We start from the raw sequence: 15,983 nt of genomic DNA, 5'->3' as shown, positions 1-15,983 counted from the left end.
GATGACGCCACCCGGGCCTAAACTTACTTCAATCTTTCCGCGAGGTACCGCGGATAATCCGGGATCAGGATCTCAACCGGGGAGCTGAACTGTGGTGATTCAATAATAAAATCCGCTGTCGACAGGTTGGTCGCCACAGGAATATTCCACACCGTGGCAAGGCGCAGCAGCGCTTTTACATCCGGGTCATGCGGAACTGCATTTAGCGGGTCCCAGAAGAAAATCAGTACATCAATCTTCCCTTCTGAAATCTGTGCGCCCACCTGCTGATCGCCCCCCATAGGGCCGCTCAGCATCGCATTCACTTCCAGGCCGGTTTCGCGGTGGATCAGGTTACCGGTGGTCCCCGTTGCGGAGAGGGCATGGTGTGCCAGCAAGGGCTGATGGCGTCTTACCCAGTTAAGTAGCATTTGCTTGCAGTGATCGTGCGCGACCAACGCAATGTGTTTGCGTGCTGGCAGCGTGCGTGTTGTCAGTTCCATAAGCTTGTCCTTCAGGTTAATGGGTTACACGATGACGGGAAGCGTCTGAGCCTGCAAGAGGTAGGAGAAAAAAATGTGGCTTACGACGAAGGTTGTTGCTTCGCCCACTGCAAAAAGCGGGCTCGCGTATCAGGATCGGCCTGCTGGAACCAGAATTTCAAGCGCTGCTCGGTAAGCGTTTGCGATTGTGGCGGAATAACATCCAGCTCTGAAACGCCTGAAAGTAACGTGCTGTCATCCGCCATCGGGGTGGCGAACTGCGGCAACGACGCGCGCTTACCAGCCTTGTTGTAGTTTTCCGTGTCCGCCTCGTAATCCGTGCCTTTGGGGCTTGTTGTGAGCGCCAGAATATCCAGCTTCACGGGAATAGGCATCGAATCACCATCGAGTAACTCAATGTGCGGGGACGCCTCAAAGACGAGCGACTCTTTTTCGTTTTCGAGACGGGGCAGATTAAAATTTACCTGGCTGACACGCTGAGTGTTAAAACTGAGAATCAGTGGGGGGGAGATGTACATTCGTTGTTCGTGATTGGCGAGACGAATGGTTTTTTCCACCCGAAAGACAACCTGATGCGGTCCGTTATCAAGCTCAATACTGTCGGCGCCGCGAAGGAGTGAACTGGATACCTTTTTGCCGTCCAGCACCAGAAGATCGATGTCGGTCGAGAGCCGCAGCGTGGTGGCAAAGACGCAAACCGGCATCACTAACGCAATCACAGCAGAGGCAATGCCGGCTTTCATAAGGTGCTCCTGTAAAAGGCCTTCGTCTAAATAATGTATCAAAATTTTTCGATAATCATGTTTACTAACATATAGACATATTCTGCCGTTTTGCCCTCATGCATCCGTATGGGATGAATGGTTGAGATGTCCGCTATGGCGTACACTTAAAAAAAGCCAGGAGGAAGACCATGAAAGAGAACGATATTGCCGAGATTTTAACGTCCACGCGCACCATTGCGCTGGTGGGGGCGAGTGATAAACCGGATCGTCCAAGCTACCGGGTGATGAAGTACCTTCTTGATCAGGGTTACCACGTTATCCCGGTGTCACCAAAGGTGGCCGGCAAAACGCTGCTCGGGCAGCAAGGCTATGCCACGCTTGCTGATGTCCCTGAGAAAGTCGATATGGTGGATGTATTCCGTAATTCAGAGGCGGCGTGGGGTGTCGCGCAAGAGGCAATCGCAATCGGGGCAAAAACGCTGTGGATGCAGCTTGGCGTGATTAACGAACAGGCGGCGGTACTGGCTCAGGATGCAGGATTAAAGGTGGTGATGGACCGTTGCCCGGCGATAGATATTCCTCGGCTTGGATTGGCGAAATAAAAAAAGCCCGTTATCGGGCTTTTTTACACGCTTAGTTGCGCAGGCGAGGGGCCTGTAGCTGTTTGCGGATTGTCTGAGCAAGTTCATCCATCGTGGGTTGCTCCGGATGCTCTTCCTGCAGTTCGCTACTCAACTGCGCTTCGGCAAGATAGGTGTGAACGGGCAGCCCGTCATCACCTTCCATAACAACATGGTACCAGGGCGCGGCGCGAAGCTCTGCGTCAACCGCCAGCTCGTCCGCTGACGGTTCATCAAGGGAATACTCCGGGTCGATATCCACGATCACACCCAAATACCCAAGCAAGGTGTGACGGACCTGCTGGCCGATACCGAATTTGCTGGCAATCATTGTCACCTCCCGGGAAACATTACTTACACTCTATGTGCGGGCAATATTTCTCTTTTCAAGTTACATGATGCGACAGGCAAACCCTTTCAGATACAGTCCTTCCGGGTAGGTAGCGATCACAGGATGGTCGGCTGCCTGACGGAACTGCTCTATAAATTGTACATCACGACCAGCATCTATTGCGGCATCTGCGATGATTTTCTGAAATAAATCTGTGGTCATCAGGCCAGAACAGGAGAACGTCAGCAGCACACCGCCTGGGTTAAGCAGCTGGATAGCCAGCATGTTGATGTCTTTATACCCACGGCAGGCACCCATCAACTGGCTTTTGTTCTCCACAAACTTGGGTGGATCCATCACGATGACGTCGAATTTCTCACCCTGATCGCGGTATTTACGCAGCAGTTTGAATACATCATCGCGCACGAATTCTGCTTTGCTCAGATCCAGCTTGTTCAGCTCAACGTTCTGTTTCGCCACATCCAGCGCTTCCTGAGACGTGTCCACGCTGACGACCTGCGCGCAACCGCCCATCAGTGCGGATACGGCAAAACCGCCGGTATAAGAGAAACAGTTCAGGACGCGTTTATCGGCAACGTACTGGCGAGTCGCCAGACGGCTGTCTCGCTGATCCAGGTAGTAACCCGTTTTGTGACCACCCTGAATATCCACCAGCAGCTTCATGCCGTGTTCCTGAATTGGCATAAGAGCGGGTGGCAGTTCGCCGGTCACAGGACCTTGGGTCAGCTCCATGCCCTCTTTTTTGCGCACGGCCACATCGCTGCGGTCGTAGATTGCGCAGTCCGGGAACAGCATTTGCAGGGCGCTAATCAGCGCCGCACGCTGATATTCTGCTCCGGCGCTCAATAACTGCAGTACCAGGAAATTGCCGAAGCGGTCGATTGTCACGCCCGGCAGGCCATCGGATTCACCTGCAATAAGGCGATAGCTGTCCAGCCCGTCACGTTTAGCCAGCCACTCGCGCCACTGCTGTGCCTGTTTCAGCCGACGTACAAAGAAATCGATGTCGATGGTTTCATCTTTATCGAACGTCCAGACGCGCGCGCGGATCTGGGACGCAGGCGAATAGGCGCCGCGGGCTAACCATTTCCCCTGATGGTCAACGATATCAATGGTTTCACCGAGGCTGGCTTTGCCTTCCATGCGGGCAACGGCACCGGAGAAAACCCAGGGATGGCGGCGCAACAATGACTTGTCGCGCCCTTTGGCTAACACTAAACGTACACTCATAATTTGCTATTCTGTCGATTCCAATGAAATGGCCGCCATTTTCCCGAGTTCGGTGGGGAATTGCAACGCGCCATACTAATGAGGAGAAGAAAGATGTCAAAAGTCTGCACTATCGCCTGGGTTCACGGCATCGTTCAGGGCGTTGGGTTTCGTTACAGCACCCAGCGCGAAGCGATTGAGCTTGGGCTAACGGGATACGCGCGAAACATGGATGACGGCAGCGTCGAGGTGGTGGCCTGTGGCGAAGCGGAGCAGGTTGAAAAGCTGATGGCGTGGCTGAAGGCGGGCGGGCCACGTAGCGCGCGGGTTGATAAGGTCCTGACGGAGCCGCATCAACCCGGCCGTGAATACGTTAACTTCGGTATTCGGTATTAAATACACTTCACCGGTTTTGGCAGGCCGGCGATCTTGGTCGCCTGTTTTGCCGGGCCTTTCGGGAAGAGGCGATAAAGATAGCGGCTATTGCCTTTCTCCTCGCCAAATTTATTCGCCATTGCTTTGACCAGCATGCGGATAGCCGGGGAGGTGTTGAATTCGAGATAGAATTCGCGCACAAATCGCACCACTTCCCAGTGCTCTGGGGAAAGGGTTATAGCCTCCTTCTCCGCAATCACTTCCGCGAGCGCTTCGCTCCACTGGCTGCTCTCTTTCAGATAACCGTCGTTATCCGTTTCGATCTCTTTACCTTCAAAACTCAACATAGTCATTCACGCGTCAGTCAAAAACCGCAGCAGTGTACCAAAAAACAAAGCCCCGCATAAGCGGGGCTCGGTTCACAGCACGTTGAGTTAATCGCGGCTTGCGAAGCCCAGAATGCTCAGGAGGCTGACAAAGATATTGTACAGCGACACATACAGGCTCACGGTGGCGCGGATGTAGTTCGTCTCGCCGCCGCGAATAATGTTGCTGGTTTCAAACAAGATTGCGCCAGACGAAATCAGGATGAACACCGCGCTAATTGCCAGGTGCAGGGCAGGCAACTGCAGGAAGATGTTCGCCACCATACCGACCAGCACCACCACGATACCTGCCATCAGCATCCCGCCCAGGAACGACATGTCCTTACGGGTAGTCAGCACGTAGGCCGAGCAGCAGAAGAACACCAGCGCGGTACCGCCAAGCGCCATGCCGATAAGGTCGCCCATTCCGGCAGACAGGTAGGCATTCAGCATTGGCCCCAGGATGTAGCCCAGGAAGCCGGTAAAGGCGAATGCAGACAGAATGCCTACAGGTTTGTCTGCGGTTTTGTAGGTCAGGAACATCAGACCATACATACCCACCAGCGTCAGGATCAGCCCCGGAGACGGCAGCATCAGCACGGTGCTGGCGGTTGCGGTGATGGCAGAAAACGCCAGCGTGAGGCTGAGCATGAAATAGGTATTGCGCAGCACCTTGTGAGTGCTGAGTAGCGATGTGCGGTCGCGTGAAGAAGTAATTATACGATCCATGAGTCACTCTCTTATGACAGATGTAATTAACGGCAAGAATAGGAAACGGCGCGCCAGTCTCAAAGTGGTTTTACCCATCTTTACTCAGCACATTAGCGCTCTCGCTGGTGCTTTCTTCTAAAGAAATCCATTTCATCAGTATGAACAGCGGTTTGGAAATATTATTCAGATCAACCTCTTATAGGTTACTGAAAAATATTGCTTTATTACACTGTGGGCGCTAAGAGTTATTCCCGGATCGTCGAAAAACAAACAATAAGGCGAAGGACATGAAATCACAATCACGCACCAACTTTACGCTCTCTTTGTTAACCGCAGCTATTCTGTGTACCAGCACAGCGAGCTGGGCGGCTAACGTGCCAGCAGGAACGCCGCTGGCGGATAAACAGGAGCTGGTCAGGAACAACGGTAATGAACCCGCGTCGCTCGACCCGCACAAAGTCGAAAGCGATGTCGAATTCAATATTATCAGCGATTTATTCGAAGGGCTGGTCAGCGTCTCACCGGCAGGTGAAATCCAGCCGCGCCTGGCAGAGAAATGGGACAACAAAGACAACACCGTCTGGACGTTCCATCTGCGTCCCGGCATCACCTGGAGTGACGGGACCACCATCACCGCTCAGGATGTGGTCTGGAGCTGGCAGCGCCTGGTCGACCCTAAAACGGCGTCTCCGTATGCCAGCTATCCGGGCAATATGCACATCGTCAACGGCACGGACATCGCACAGGGGAAAAAAGCGCCCGACACGCTGGGCGTCAAAGCGATTAACGACACCACGCTGGAAGTGACCCTTACTCAACCGAACGCGGCTTTCCTGGCAATGCTGGCGCACCCTTCGCTGGTGCCGGTGGACAAGGTGCTGATTAGCCGCTTTGGCGAGAAATGGACAAAGCCGGAACACATTGTCACCAGCGGGGCGTATAAGCTTTCGCAGTGGGTGGTCAACGAGCGTATTGTGGCCGAGCGTAACCCGCGCTACTGGGATAACGAACATACCGTGATTAACAAGGTGACCTATCTGCCTATCACCTCTGAAGCCTCGGACGTAAACCGCTACAAAGCGGGCGAAATCGACATCGTCTATACCGTGCCGATCAACCAGTTCGCACAGCTTAAAAAAACGCTGGGCAGCGAGCTGGATGTTTCCCCGCAGCTTGCCACCTACTACTACGAGTTCAACACCACCCGTCCTCCGTTCAATGATGTTCGCGTGCGAAAGGCGCTAAACATGGCGCTGGATAAGGACATCATTGCCGAGAAAGTGTTAGGACAGGGGCAGCGTCCGGCGTGGCTTATCAGCCAGCCTGATATTGGCGGCGTAACGCTGCAGAACCCGGAATACGCCAGCTGGCCGATGGATAAACGCATCGCCGAGGCGAAAAAACTGCTGGCCGAGGCCGGATTTAACGCCGACCATCCGCTGCGTTTTAACCTGCTGTATAACACCTCTGAATCACATCAGCGTATCGCCATTGCCGCCAGCTCAATGTGGAAGAAAAACCTCGGCGTAGAGGCGAAGCTGCAAAACCAAGAGTGGAAAACCATGCTGGACACCATGCATACCCACAACTTTGACGCCGTGCGCTACGCCTGGATTGCGGACTACGACGATGCCGCGACCTTCCTGAACAATTTCCGTACCGGCGACAGCGAAAACACCAGCCAGTACAGCAATCCGGAATATGATCGGGCGCTGGTTGATGCGGCGAAAGCGAAAACGCCGGAAGCGCGTGGGACGTTTTACCAGCAGGCCGAGGACCTGTTAGGTCGCGATGTGCCCGCCATCCCGGTCTATCACTACGTACGAACGCATCTGGTGAAACCGTGGGTGGGGGGATTCACGCCGGATAAGCTGGGGTACTACTTCACGAAAGACATGTACATTAAAAAACACTGAGCGTAAGAGTCGGTATTTATGCTGATAAAATGGCCAATACGTTGTCTATTCAACCGATTAAACAGGTTTTGGCTATTTTTAAAGCGAACGAATGCAATCACACTTTACAGCGCCCGACGAGGTGTTTATAGTTCGCCTCACTTAGGAAGCGTGGCCGAGCGGTTGAAGGCACCGGTCTTGAAAACCGGCGACCCGAAAGGGTTCTAGAGTTCGAATCTCTACGCTTCCGCCAAATTCGAAAGCCCTGCGATAGCAATATCGCGGGGCTTTTTGCTTTTTTGCAGCCAGCAAACGGCTGAGTATTAAATTAGAAAAATTCCTGCTTTACAAGGCGCTAATAGATGTTTATAGTGCGCCTCACTTTGGAAGCGTGGCCGAGCGGTTGAAGGCACCGGTCTTGAAAACCGGCGACCCGAAAGGGTTCTAGAGTTCGAATCTCTACGCTTCCGCCAAATTCGAAAACCCTGCGATAGCAATATCGCAGGGTTTTTTCGTTTTACAGCCCGATCACCAGTTCCCTCGAATGACTCCTGGAGCAGCACAGCGCCACCTGCTGATTTACCCCGCATTTTTCCGCTTCTGACTGCACGGTATCCCGGTGATCGACCACCCCGTCGATAACCGGCGTCAGGCAGGCGCCGCAAATTCCCATTTCGCAGGACAGCGGCACGGCCACGCCGTTTTCCTGCAGAACCTGCGCGATGGTTTTATCGGCAGGTACCGGCCAGCGTTCTCCTGTCGATGCCACCGCGATTGTAAACACATCGGCCGCGTTGCTGCCTGCGGCGAGGGCAACAGGCTGGAAGGCCTCGGCGTGAATGTTGCCCTCCATCCAGCGTTTCGCCGTTGCCACTTCACGCACTTTCTCCATAAACCCCGCAGGACCGCAAACGTAAAGATGCAGGCCCGCTTCAGGCTCGGGAATATGTTCGGCCAGCCCTGCGCGCGGGCTGGCGGCATGAATGACGCATTCACCCTGGGTAAATTGCGACAATTCCCGCCTAAAAGCCGCGCTCTCATGGCTTTTGACGGAGTAGTGCAGGGTAAAGGGTGTCCCCGCCGCCTCAAGCTCGAGCGCCATTGCATACAGCGGGGTAATGCCGATCCCCGCCGCCATCAGCAGCACGCGTTCCGCCTGCTGCAGCGCAAACAGATTGCGCGGCACGGAGACAAGCAGCCGTTGTCCAGGGCGCAGCGTCTCGTGGATATAGCGTGAACCGCCGCGCGACGCTGTTTCTCGCCCCACGCAGATAAGATAGCTCTCGCCCGTTCGCGGCCCGGTCAATGAATACTGGCGAATGAGGCCGCAGGGCAGATGGACGTCGATATGCGCCCCCGGCAGCCAGTCCGGCAGCGTTTCGCCGCCCTCAGCCACCAGTCGAACGGCGAGGCTCTTGTTCCCCTGACGCCAGAGCCCATCCACAACAACGTTCAGCATGTCGCTCATCTCACTCCTCCTTTAGACCAGGAAAAACGAGCCGAAGCCCATCTTTTTCAATCCGCGACGGTAGGCAATGGAGCTTTTATCCGCCGGGATGTGGGCTTCAAGCGTCAGGTCCAGCGGCAAACTTTCCGGCCGCTGGGTTTCCACCATCAGGCGATCCTCTTCGAAGACGCGAAGATTAAAGGCATGGACATCTTCTACGGGGATGTGCAGGTCAAAATTACGCGCGATAGGGGCGAACATCCGCGTCACGCGTGATGACAGCGGGGAGGCCGCGTTCATGATAACCAGCCGGGATTCACCCGGAAAATGGATAGTCAGCGTGGCGGTAAACGGCAGGTGCATTTCAAAGTGGCGTAACCACTGGAAACCGTCCGGCGCCTGCACGTCCGAATCGGGAGGATAGTTGCTCACTGAGCTCCAGTAATCGGCCTCGAATCCGTACGCTGTCTCCTGCGGCTGATAGGTTGGCACGATCTGATTATCCGGGTCAGCAAAGGTCTCGGTGTGGATCCACGCGAAATGCGCTACGTCGAGAAACCCCTCCACCTGACGACCCGCGAAGCCATTCACCTCAAATGCCGGGCAGTTGATCTGCTGATACCCGTCGTCGTCCCAGTGCGGCATGGTCGGCAGCGGCACGGGGTTTTCCGGGTCAAATGCCAGACAGGTCCAGATCAGCCCAAAGCGCTCCTCTACGGCGTAATTTGTCAGATTAAGCTTCGCCGGAACCGGCTGGTCGGGGTTGGAGGGGATACGGTTGCAGCGGCCATCCTCCCCGAAGCGCAGACCGTGATAGGGGCAGATAATTCCTTGCTCATCGTGAAAGCCCAGCGTCAGCGGCACGCCGCGGTGAGGACATACGTCACGGGCGACCACGACCCGATCGTTAATCCGGTAGATAACCAGCGGCTCATCGAGCAGGGTCGCCTTGACGGGAGCCGCGCCGATGTCGCCTGCGCGTGCAACCGGGTGCCAGCATTTCGCCAGGCGCAGCCAGTCCTCGGGTTCAAACGTGCAGTGGGCGGGCGGAGTCGGTTGTGTTTTCATCATGATCCCTCTTGCGTTCAGCCCAGCGGCCCGCCCTGTATGGTGTCGCACAGACCGGCGATAATGCGCTCCCCGGTCTCCTCTCTCAGTTCCTGATACCACGCCTGCGTCAGCGCCATATCCTTGCCGTGCGTAATATCACAGCGTTTACGGGCTTTGAGGACCAGGTCGCGTACCCTATCACAGCGCAGCGCTTCGTACTGCCGCAGCGCCAGCGCGATGTCAGGGTTTTCTCGCAGGCAGTCTCCCAGCACCACCGCATCTTCCATGGCCGCGCAGCCGCCCTGGCCGATGTCCGGAGTGGTGCTGTGCGCCGCATCACCTAGCAGCGCGACCTTGCCGCGTACCAGGCTGTCGAAGGGTTCAATATCGTGGATCTCAATCCGATTGGTCGTGTCTGGGTCAAGCGCCGCGATGAGCTTTTGTACCGGCGGTGCCCAGCCGCGGAAATAGCCGCTGAGGTCGGCGCGCAGGGTGCTGCGATCCTCCGCCAGCCCGAGCGGGAGCGGCACATCAAAAAAGAAATAGAAGCGACCGCCGGAAACGGGCATCAGCGAGACGCGCTTGCCTTCGCCAACAAACGTGGTCCACTGATGAGCGGGCGCAATCTCTTCATCAATCTTTACCAGCCCGTTCCAGTTAACGTAACCGGCGTAACGACGCTCGGGCGTATAGCCCAGCACGTAGGGACGAACCGCAGAGTGGCTACCGTCAGCGGCAATCAGAAAATCTCCTGTTGCGGTAGCCCCGTCGGTAAAGATGACGGTAACGCCCGCGTCATCTTCGCATACGCGTTCGACGCGCTTGCCAAACTGTACGGCCTCCTTCCCCCAGAAGGTCAGCATTTCGCGCTGCAGTTCCGTGCGTGAGACGGGGCAGGGGCGGCCTCCGGTGCGCTCGATCAGCGGAGCAAGGCTAAAGCGGGTCAGGGTGTCGCCGCGCCGATAGTCCTTATAGGCCATAAAGCGCATAGGCCCGCCGTAGGTCTCCACGATCTCCCCCATGCCGAGGTGTTGCATGCATTTCACGCCGTTGGGCCAGATGGAGATGGCCGCCCCAACCGGTTTGATCTCTTTCACGGCCTCAAAAACGGTACAGTCGATTCCAGCCTTTTTTAGCGCGACGGCGGCACTCAGACCGCCAATGCCCGCGCCGATGACGATTGCTTTCATGCTTCTCTCCTTTTGCAGGGTGTAAAGAACATGAGCAATTTGCGTACCAGGCTGCAAACGAGGTAAAACGGAATGGCGAGAGGGGGAGCTGCACTGCTAAGGTGCGTTATCGCGGTGAGAGTGCCTTTTTTTGAATCAATAATTTCCAGTTTAACGATTTGGAATCGACAGTTTCACGGCCTGAACAAGAATGGCGTGTTTTGTGCAACGGTGCAGGACAATCGTTTTGAGGAGTATCCATGATAACACTGCACAATTTTAATCAGCTCTCACCCGACGCGGCCCTCGTGGCGCTACAGCCCTGCGTGGCGATCCCCAACTGGGCCGAGGAGGTCATTCGGGGGCGTCCTTACCCCAGTCGGGAGGCTCTGCTTAGCACGGCCGAAAGGCTTGCTCAACGTTGGGACCGGGCGGCGCTCACGCAGGCTCTGAGCGCCCACCCGCGCATTGGTGAAAACCCCCCCGGCGCAGAGTCAGCGCTTTCCCGCCAGGAGCAAGGGGCAGTCAATAACAGCGATGCGCAGCTTGCAGCGGCGTTGCGTGACGGTAATGCGCGCTATGAGCGCCGTTTCGGGCAGGTATTTCTTATTCGCGCAAAAGGGCGCAGCGGGGACGATATTTTACAGGCGTTGAACGCGCGAATGAAAAACAGCGACGCGCAGGAAGTACAGGTTGCGCTGGAACAGCTGCGGGAAATCACCATGCTACGACTGGAAGGAGCGATCGGCGAATGAGCACCTTAAGCACCCATATTTTGGATATATCGACGGGAAAACCTGCCCAGGGCGTGACGGTACGCCTGGAGCAGGAAGGAGAAATAAAAGCCACTGGCGTCACCAACGCAAGTGGCCGCATCACTGCGTTCGTTCCCTTTTTGCCTGAAGGGCGCTACAGGCTGGTGGCGGACATTGGCGCATGGTTTGCCCAGACCGGGCGCGACACACTCTATCCCTGCGCACAAATTGATTTTGTGATGGCGGGAAAGACAGACGAACATTTCCATCTGCCGTTTGTGATTGCGCCGGGAGGATGGTCAACCTACCGCGGTAGCTGACCACGCGCGCTCACCGTTAATCCAGGTTTCACTGATGTTGCGCTCATCACCCAGCGTCATCAGCACGAACAATTGTTCGTAGATATCCTTGCAGTGCCCGCTGCGCAGGCGCTGTAAGGGGGTAACGGCCGGGTCAATAACGATAAAGTCCGCCTCTTTGCCTGGCGCAAAGTTGCCAATTTTATCGTCCAGCCGCAGCGCATGCGCGCCGCCCAGGGTAGCGTGATAAAAGGCTTCACTGGCGCGCAGACGGTAGCTCTGCAACTGGCCCACTTTGTATGCCTCGCCCAGGGTACGTAACATGCTGAAGGTGGTTCCTGCCCCCACGTCGGTACCGATACCCATGCGCACCTTGTGCTGCCAGCATGCGGGTAAACGAAACAGCCCGCTGCCGAGAAACAGGTTGGAGGTAGGGCAAAACGCCACAGCAGAACCGGTGTCATGCAGGCACTGCCATTCGCTGTGGTGCAGGTGGATCCCGTGGGCAAACACGCTGCGCTCGCCGGTCAGCCCGTAGTGATGATACACATCGAGATAACGTTCATGCTCCGGCCACAGATCGCTCACCCAGGCCACCTCGTTCGGGTTTTCGCTCAGATGGGTCTGCATCCAGGTGTCCGGGAACTCCTCTCGCAGCAAGCTCACCGCCGCCAGCAGTTCCGGCGATGACGTCGGGGCAAAGCGTGGCGTAATGGCATAGCCCAGCCGCCCGCGATGGTGCCAGCGCTGGATAAGCTCCCGGGTTTGCCGGTAGCTCTCTTTCGCGGTTTCGGTCAGATAGTCCGGCGTGTGCCTGTCCATCATCACCTTACCGGCGATGAGACGCATGTTCAGGCTCAGCGCCTCGGTAAAGAGCGCATCGACGGACTCAGGATGCAGCGTACAAAACACCAGCGCGGTGGTGGTGCCGTGGCTCACCAGCTGATTGACAAAAAACGCGGCTATCTCCTTCGCGTAGACCGGATCGGCGAACTGACTCTCCACCGGGAAGGTGTAGGTCGTCAGCCATTCCAGCAGCTGTTCGCCAAACGCGCCGATCATCTCGGTCTGCGGATAATGTACGTGGGTATCGATAAAGCCGGGCAGCAACAGCTTGCCGCGCAGGTCGGTGCACCCCTTCAGAGGATCAAGGTATTGCTCGCCCTCACGCCAGTCCATGCGTGCCACTATTTTCCCTTCCTGAATAAACAGCAGACCATCTTCAAGATAGCGGGTGTGCTGGGCGATGGCGTCTGCGCTGTCGCAGACCTGGGCGATATCAAAAAATGCACCGCGGATCGCTGTCTGGTAATCCATCATGGTTCCTGCCTTATTGTTTGCGTAGCGGAGTCATGTGAATGAGCAAAAACAGTGCCAGCTTGAGAATGGCCGCAGTGAATCTGCGGCCAGAGAGGAGATTATTCTTTTTGTGTCGCGACGCGAGCATTGAACTGTGGCGCGGCGACCCTCTTGCGATCATCGCGCGCCAGCCAGCGGTAGGTTACGCCGCCGAGGAAGACGCCGATAAACCAGCTAAAGTTCGCGACTTCATGCAGGCTCGGGATAAAGCTGATAATTAACCCCACAGCTACGGAGGGCACCAGCGCGCCGATGGCCTTCGGGTTAAAGCCGTTGCGATACCAGTATTTGCCTTTTGGCGTGTCGTCGAACAGGTCGTCCACGGAGACGGTTCCGCGCTTAATCAGGTAGAAGTCGGCAATCAGGATACCGAACAGCGGGCCGATAAACGCGCCAAGCACGTCCAGGGTGTAGTGAATCAGCTCCGGCGAGTTAAACAGGTTCCACGGGGTTAATAGAATAGACCCCACGGCGGCAATCATTCCCCCGGTGCGGAAGCTGATTTTTTGCGGCGAGCAGTTAGAGAAGTCAAACGCCGGGGAGACGAAGTTCGCCACGATGTTGATCCCGATGGTCGCGGTGATCATGGTCAGAAGGCCAATGGCCACGGCCAGATCGTTGCCTACGCGGCTGACGGTTTCTATCGGGTCGGTGATCATGCGGCCAAACAGCGACTGTGTGCCGGAAACAATCACCACGGTAACCATCGAGAACAGCAGGAAGTTAAACGGCAAGCCCCAGCGATTTCCGCGGCGGATCTCACCCATACTTTTACCGTAGCGGGAGAAGTCACCAAAGTTGAGTAGCGGGCCGGAGAAGTAGGAGACCACCAGCGCCGTGGCGGTAATCATCTGCCAGGTCTGCTCACCCGCGCTCAGAGATTTGCTGGCGAGGGTAAAGGAGATTCCGTCGAAGCCGGTCTTGTATACAATCCAGCCCGCCAGCGCCAGCATTACCACATAGACGGCGGGACCGGCGATATCAATAAATCGCTTGATGGCGCTCATGCCGTGCCAGAAGACCATGGCCTGCAATACCCACATGATGGCAAAGCAGATCCAGCCAAGGTGCGACAGGCCGAGGAACGAGGCGGCAGTCAGCGCTGAAAGCGAGGGCCAGAATTTCAACGCCACCAGCATCAGGGCATTGGCCGCCAGATAGGTCTGAATACCGTACCAGGCAAAGGCAATAAGCCCGCGTATCACCGCCGGAATGTTCGCCCCGAACACGCCAAATGCCTGGCGGCAAATTACCGCATAAGGCACGCCAGCCATCTGGCTCGGTTTTGCCACCAGGTTGGCGCACAGCTGCACAATGCAAATCCCCACCAGCAGGCAAAGCAACACCTGCCAGCTTGCCAGCCCGAGCGTAAAGAAGCTCGCGGCAACCACATAACCTCCCATGCTGTGTACGTCTGACATCCAGAAAGAAAAGATGTTGTACCAGCTCCAGTTCTGGTCACGCGTCGGTGCCAGATCCTCATTGCAAAGCCGTGGGCTGTATACCGGCCCGGAATCAGCGGCCGTACCGTGCTGCGCGTGTAAATTTGGCATGAAACCTGCTCCTGTAAATGAAAACCCGTTAAGTGGGAGTGCAAACGGTGTTGCAGGATCCAGGCCAAAATAATAAATCTTGTATGCAATATTTTATTTTTATGTATACGATTCGGTAGCGAAAAGTAAAAAGTGGAGTAGGTAATGAACAACCTGAACGGTCTGTACGCCGCGCCAGACCTGCATGACAAAGACGAAGCTATCTTTCAGGCGCTGATAACCGCAATTGTCGAACATAAGCTGCTGCCGGGGAGCAAATTGCCGGAAGAAGCGCTGGCCGAGGTCTTTGGCGTCAGCCGTACCGGCATCCGTAAGGTGCTGCAACGACTCGCCGCTGTGCAAATGGTCACCTTAACGCCCAAACGTGGTGCACACGTCGCCAGCCCGACGGTTGAAGAGGCCCGGCATATCTTCCGCACCCGCGCCCTGCTGGAGGTCGCTAACCTGTCGGACGTGCTGGCGCACTGTCAGTCGCCGCATCTGGCGGCGCTGGAGGCCATCATCCTTCAGGAGCAGCAGGCGCACGAAGCCTATGACGGCCCCGCGGCCATTCGCCATTCCGCTAATTTTCATATCCAGCTTCAGGCTATTTCCGGCAACCAGGTCCTCACAGAAATGGTCACAGGCCTGAGCCAGCGGTCATCGCTGGTGATTGCCACCTGGGGCGCGCCGTGGCGCCAGGGGTGTCGCTGCAACGATCACGAGCAGCTTTTGGATCTGCTGCGCCAGAAAGCGCTCCAGCCGCTAAGCGAAGCCTTAATGCACCATTTTGAACATATCATCGCCAGCCTCTGCTTCGAGCGGGCGGGGGAGTGCCTGCCTGATTTTGCCCGGCTGTTTGCCGACTATAAGGAGTCGTAATGTCGTCTGTCTGTATACAAGTGATCAACCCCAATACCAGCCTCGGGATGACGGAAACCATCGGGGCGGCTGCCCGTGCGGTCGCGGCGCCGGGGACGGAGATTCTGGCGGTATGCCCAAGCGAAGGCGTACCGTCCATTGAGGGACATTTTGACGAAGCCATCGCTGCCGTCGGCGTCCTTGAGCAGATCAAAAAAGGCAGAGAGCAGGGCGTGCACGGGCACGTTATCGCCTGCTTTGGCGATCCGGGGCTGCTGGCGGCGCGCGAGCTGGCGCAAGGGCCCGTGGTTGGCATCGCCGAAGCCGCGATGCATATGGCTACGCTTGTGGCGACACGCTTTTCGGTGGTCACCACGCTGCCGCGCACGCTGATTATTGCCCGTCATTTGCTGCATCAGTATGGCTTTCAGGATCGTTGTGCGGCGCTGCACGCCATCGATCTGCCGGTGCTGGCGCTGGAAGACGGCACCGGTCTGGCACTGGAGAACGTGCGTGCGCGCTGCATTCAGGCGCTGAAAGAGGACGGCTGCGGCGCCATCGTGTTGGGCTGCGGCGGCATGGCGACGCTGGCGCAGGAGCTGACGTGCGAGCTGCACGTCCCGGTGATTGACGGCGTCAGCGCCGCGGTGAAGATGGTCGAATCGCTGGTGGCGCTGGGGCTGTCGACCAGCAAGCATGGTGATTTGGCCTTTCCGGAGAAAAAAGTGTTAAGCGGACCATTTCAGGCATTGAATCCATTTTAAATTAAGGGGTAGC

General features: G+C 56.4%; 19 protein-coding genes and 2 tRNA genes. 9 read left to right on the top strand and 12 right to left on the bottom strand.

All coding sequences use genetic code 11. From position 1 onward, the window contains the following. Window positions 1-23: 23 nt before the first annotated feature. The gene (mgsA, locus tag V5P19_RS08945) at window positions 24-482 is read right to left on the bottom strand and encodes a methylglyoxal synthase (protein ID WP_334402255.1); all 459 of its coding nucleotides are present in this window, start codon (window positions 480-482) and stop codon (window positions 24-26) included. 80 nt (window positions 483-562) lie between these two features. Further along, window positions 563-1,225: a DUF2057 family protein gene (locus tag V5P19_RS08940; RefSeq protein ID WP_334402254.1), complete on the bottom strand. Its 663-nt coding sequence runs from the start codon at window positions 1,223-1,225 to the stop codon at window positions 563-565. Between the two features lie 170 nt (window positions 1,226-1,395). On the opposite strand from V5P19_RS08940, the gene V5P19_RS08935 reads away from it, so the two are divergent. Continuing rightward, a complete protein-coding gene (locus V5P19_RS08935) occupies window positions 1,396-1,809 on the top strand; it encodes a CoA-binding protein (protein ID WP_334402253.1) in 414 nt (137 codons plus the stop codon). A 31-nt stretch (window positions 1,810-1,840) separates the two neighbouring features. Here the strand turns inward: V5P19_RS08935 and hspQ are convergent, their stop codons facing one another. Continuing rightward, the gene (gene hspQ / locus V5P19_RS08930; RefSeq protein ID WP_334402251.1) at window positions 1,841-2,158 is read right to left on the bottom strand and encodes a heat shock protein HspQ; all 318 of its coding nucleotides are present in this window, start codon (window positions 2,156-2,158) and stop codon (window positions 1,841-1,843) included. 60 nt (window positions 2,159-2,218) lie between these two features. Further along, a complete protein-coding gene (gene rlmI, locus V5P19_RS08925) occupies window positions 2,219-3,409 on the bottom strand; it encodes a 23S rRNA (cytosine(1962)-C(5))-methyltransferase RlmI (RefSeq protein WP_334402249.1) in 1,191 nt (396 codons plus the stop codon). A gap of 93 nt (window positions 3,410-3,502) precedes the next feature. Here rlmI and yccX point away from each other — a divergent pair, with 93 nt between their 5' ends. Beyond that, the gene (yccX, locus tag V5P19_RS08920; RefSeq protein ID WP_334402247.1) at window positions 3,503-3,784 is read left to right on the top strand and encodes an acylphosphatase; all 282 of its coding nucleotides are present in this window, start codon (window positions 3,503-3,505) and stop codon (window positions 3,782-3,784) included. On the opposite strand, the gene tusE is transcribed toward yccX, so the two are convergent. Together tusE and yccA are read right to left on the bottom strand one after the other, a co-directional pair. Beyond that, window positions 3,781-4,110: a sulfurtransferase TusE gene (gene tusE / locus V5P19_RS08915; RefSeq protein WP_028019201.1), complete on the bottom strand. Its 330-nt coding sequence runs from the start codon at window positions 4,108-4,110 to the stop codon at window positions 3,781-3,783. The genes yccX and tusE overlap by 4 nt on opposite strands. An 87-nt stretch (window positions 4,111-4,197) precedes the next feature. Then, complete coding sequence (gene yccA / locus V5P19_RS08910; protein ID WP_108416034.1) at window positions 4,198-4,857, bottom strand: FtsH protease modulator YccA; 660 nt, start codon at window positions 4,855-4,857, stop codon at window positions 4,198-4,200. Window positions 4,858-5,126: 269 nt separating this feature from the next. On the opposite strand from yccA, the gene V5P19_RS08905 reads away from it, so the two are divergent. The 3 genes from V5P19_RS08905 to V5P19_RS08895 all read left to right on the top strand — a co-directional run bounded on the left by V5P19_RS08905 (window position 5,127) and on the right by V5P19_RS08895 (window position 7,207). Further along, window positions 5,127-6,755 carry an ABC transporter substrate-binding protein gene (locus V5P19_RS08905; protein ID WP_334402241.1) on the top strand — a complete coding sequence of 543 codons (1,629 nt, stop codon included), beginning with the start codon at window positions 5,127-5,129 and terminating at the stop codon, window positions 6,753-6,755. Window positions 6,756-6,899: 144 nt separating this feature from the next. Next, a tRNA-Ser gene (locus tag V5P19_RS08900) sits at window positions 6,900-6,987 on the top strand. A gap of 132 nt (window positions 6,988-7,119) precedes the next feature. Next, window positions 7,120-7,207, top strand: a tRNA-Ser gene (locus V5P19_RS08895). Window positions 7,208-7,251: 44 nt separating this feature from the next. Here V5P19_RS08895 and V5P19_RS08890 read toward each other — a convergent pair. The 4 genes from V5P19_RS08890 to V5P19_RS24720 all read right to left on the bottom strand — a co-directional run bounded on the left by V5P19_RS08890 (window position 7,252) and on the right by V5P19_RS24720 (window position 10,662). Further along, on the bottom strand, window positions 7,252-8,202 hold the full coding sequence (locus tag V5P19_RS08890) for a PDR/VanB family oxidoreductase (RefSeq protein WP_334402239.1): 951 nt from the start codon (window positions 8,200-8,202) through the stop codon (window positions 7,252-7,254). Window positions 8,203-8,214: 12 nt separating this feature from the next. After that, complete coding sequence (hpxD, locus tag V5P19_RS08885; RefSeq protein WP_334402748.1) at window positions 8,215-9,249, bottom strand: molybdenum cofactor-independent xanthine hydroxylase subunit HpxD; 1,035 nt, start codon at window positions 9,247-9,249, stop codon at window positions 8,215-8,217. 17 nt (window positions 9,250-9,266) lie between these two features. After that, a complete protein-coding gene (gene hpxO / locus V5P19_RS08880; protein ID WP_334402237.1) occupies window positions 9,267-10,421 on the bottom strand; it encodes an FAD-dependent urate hydroxylase HpxO in 1,155 nt (384 codons plus the stop codon). Between the two features lie 106 nt (window positions 10,422-10,527). Further along, window positions 10,528-10,662, bottom strand: a complete 135-nt coding sequence (locus V5P19_RS24720) for a hypothetical protein (protein ID WP_369077402.1) — start codon at window positions 10,660-10,662, stop codon at window positions 10,528-10,530. Here V5P19_RS24720 and uraD point away from each other — a divergent pair. After that, complete coding sequence (uraD, locus tag V5P19_RS08875) at window positions 10,661-11,155, top strand: 2-oxo-4-hydroxy-4-carboxy-5-ureidoimidazoline decarboxylase (RefSeq protein WP_334402235.1); 495 nt, start codon at window positions 10,661-10,663, stop codon at window positions 11,153-11,155. The two genes, V5P19_RS24720 and uraD, sit on opposite strands and share 2 nt — an antisense overlap. Next, a complete protein-coding gene (gene uraH, locus V5P19_RS08870; protein ID WP_334402233.1) occupies window positions 11,152-11,475 on the top strand; it encodes a hydroxyisourate hydrolase in 324 nt (107 codons plus the stop codon). Before uraD ends, uraH begins: the two co-directional genes overlap by 4 nt. Here the strand turns inward: uraH and guaD are convergent. Further along, window positions 11,455-12,774 carry a guanine deaminase gene (guaD, locus tag V5P19_RS08865; RefSeq protein WP_334402231.1) on the bottom strand — a complete coding sequence of 440 codons (1,320 nt, stop codon included), beginning with the start codon at window positions 12,772-12,774 and terminating at the stop codon, window positions 11,455-11,457. The genes uraH and guaD overlap by 21 nt on opposite strands. Window positions 12,775-12,872: 98 nt before the next feature. Beyond that, entirely contained in the window at window positions 12,873-14,366 is a 1,494-nt protein-coding gene (locus tag V5P19_RS08860) for an NCS1 family nucleobase:cation symporter-1 (RefSeq protein ID WP_334402229.1), read from the bottom strand. Window positions 14,367-14,510: 144 nt separating this feature from the next. On the opposite strand from V5P19_RS08860, the gene V5P19_RS08855 reads away from it, so the two are divergent. Both V5P19_RS08855 and hpxA read left to right on the top strand, forming a co-directional pair. After that, on the top strand, window positions 14,511-15,227 hold the full coding sequence (locus V5P19_RS08855) for a GntR family transcriptional regulator (RefSeq protein WP_334402227.1): 717 nt from the start codon (window positions 14,511-14,513) through the stop codon (window positions 15,225-15,227). After that, window positions 15,227-15,970 (top strand): allantoin racemase, encoded by a 744-nt coding sequence (hpxA, locus tag V5P19_RS08850; RefSeq protein WP_334402225.1) that lies wholly within the window; start codon window positions 15,227-15,229, stop codon window positions 15,968-15,970. The genes V5P19_RS08855 and hpxA overlap by 1 nt, the downstream gene beginning before the upstream one ends. Window positions 15,971-15,983 lie beyond the last annotated feature (13 nt).

Source organism: Enterobacter sp. UNJFSC 003, assembly GCF_036903355.1.
Taxonomy (GTDB): Bacteria; Pseudomonadota; Gammaproteobacteria; order Enterobacterales; family Enterobacteriaceae; genus Enterobacter.
The sequence above is the reverse complement of the archived record's forward strand: the minus strand, read 5'-3'. Positions and strand labels throughout refer to the sequence as shown.

Coding starts and splice junctions, on each gene's coding strand:
- uraD (WP_334402235.1), top strand. CDS start 10,661: ATGATAACACTGCACAATTTTAATCAGCTCTCACCCGACGCGGCCCTC.
- V5P19_RS08940 (WP_334402254.1), bottom strand. CDS start 1,225: ATGAAAGCCGGCATTGCCTCTGCTGTGATTGCGTTAGTGATGCCGGTT.
- yccA (WP_108416034.1), bottom strand. CDS start 4,857: ATGGATCGTATAATTACTTCTTCACGCGACCGCACATCGCTACTCAGC.
- hspQ (WP_334402251.1), bottom strand. CDS start 2,158: ATGATTGCCAGCAAATTCGGTATCGGCCAGCAGGTCCGTCACACCTTG.
- V5P19_RS08935 (WP_334402253.1), top strand. CDS start 1,396: ATGAAAGAGAACGATATTGCCGAGATTTTAACGTCCACGCGCACCATT.
- hpxA (WP_334402225.1), top strand. CDS start 15,227: ATGTCGTCTGTCTGTATACAAGTGATCAACCCCAATACCAGCCTCGGG.
- hpxD (WP_334402748.1), bottom strand. CDS start 9,249: ATGAAAACACAACCGACTCCGCCCGCCCACTGCACGTTTGAACCCGAG.
- V5P19_RS08860 (WP_334402229.1), bottom strand. CDS start 14,366: ATGCCAAATTTACACGCGCAGCACGGTACGGCCGCTGATTCCGGGCCG.
- guaD (WP_334402231.1), bottom strand. CDS start 12,774: ATGATGGATTACCAGACAGCGATCCGCGGTGCATTTTTTGATATCGCC.
- tusE (WP_028019201.1), bottom strand. CDS start 4,110: ATGTTGAGTTTTGAAGGTAAAGAGATCGAAACGGATAACGACGGTTAT.
- mgsA (WP_334402255.1), bottom strand. CDS start 482: ATGGAACTGACAACACGCACGCTGCCAGCACGCAAACACATTGCGTTG.
- yccX (WP_334402247.1), top strand. CDS start 3,503: ATGTCAAAAGTCTGCACTATCGCCTGGGTTCACGGCATCGTTCAGGGC.
- uraH (WP_334402233.1), top strand. CDS start 11,152: ATGAGCACCTTAAGCACCCATATTTTGGATATATCGACGGGAAAACCT.
- V5P19_RS08905 (WP_334402241.1), top strand. CDS start 5,127: ATGAAATCACAATCACGCACCAACTTTACGCTCTCTTTGTTAACCGCA.
- rlmI (WP_334402249.1), bottom strand. CDS start 3,409: ATGAGTGTACGTTTAGTGTTAGCCAAAGGGCGCGACAAGTCATTGTTG.
- V5P19_RS08890 (WP_334402239.1), bottom strand. CDS start 8,202: ATGAGCGACATGCTGAACGTTGTTGTGGATGGGCTCTGGCGTCAGGGG.
- hpxO (WP_334402237.1), bottom strand. CDS start 10,421: ATGAAAGCAATCGTCATCGGCGCGGGCATTGGCGGTCTGAGTGCCGCC.
- V5P19_RS24720 (WP_369077402.1), bottom strand. CDS start 10,662: ATGGATACTCCTCAAAACGATTGTCCTGCACCGTTGCACAAAACACGC.
- V5P19_RS08855 (WP_334402227.1), top strand. CDS start 14,511: ATGAACAACCTGAACGGTCTGTACGCCGCGCCAGACCTGCATGACAAA.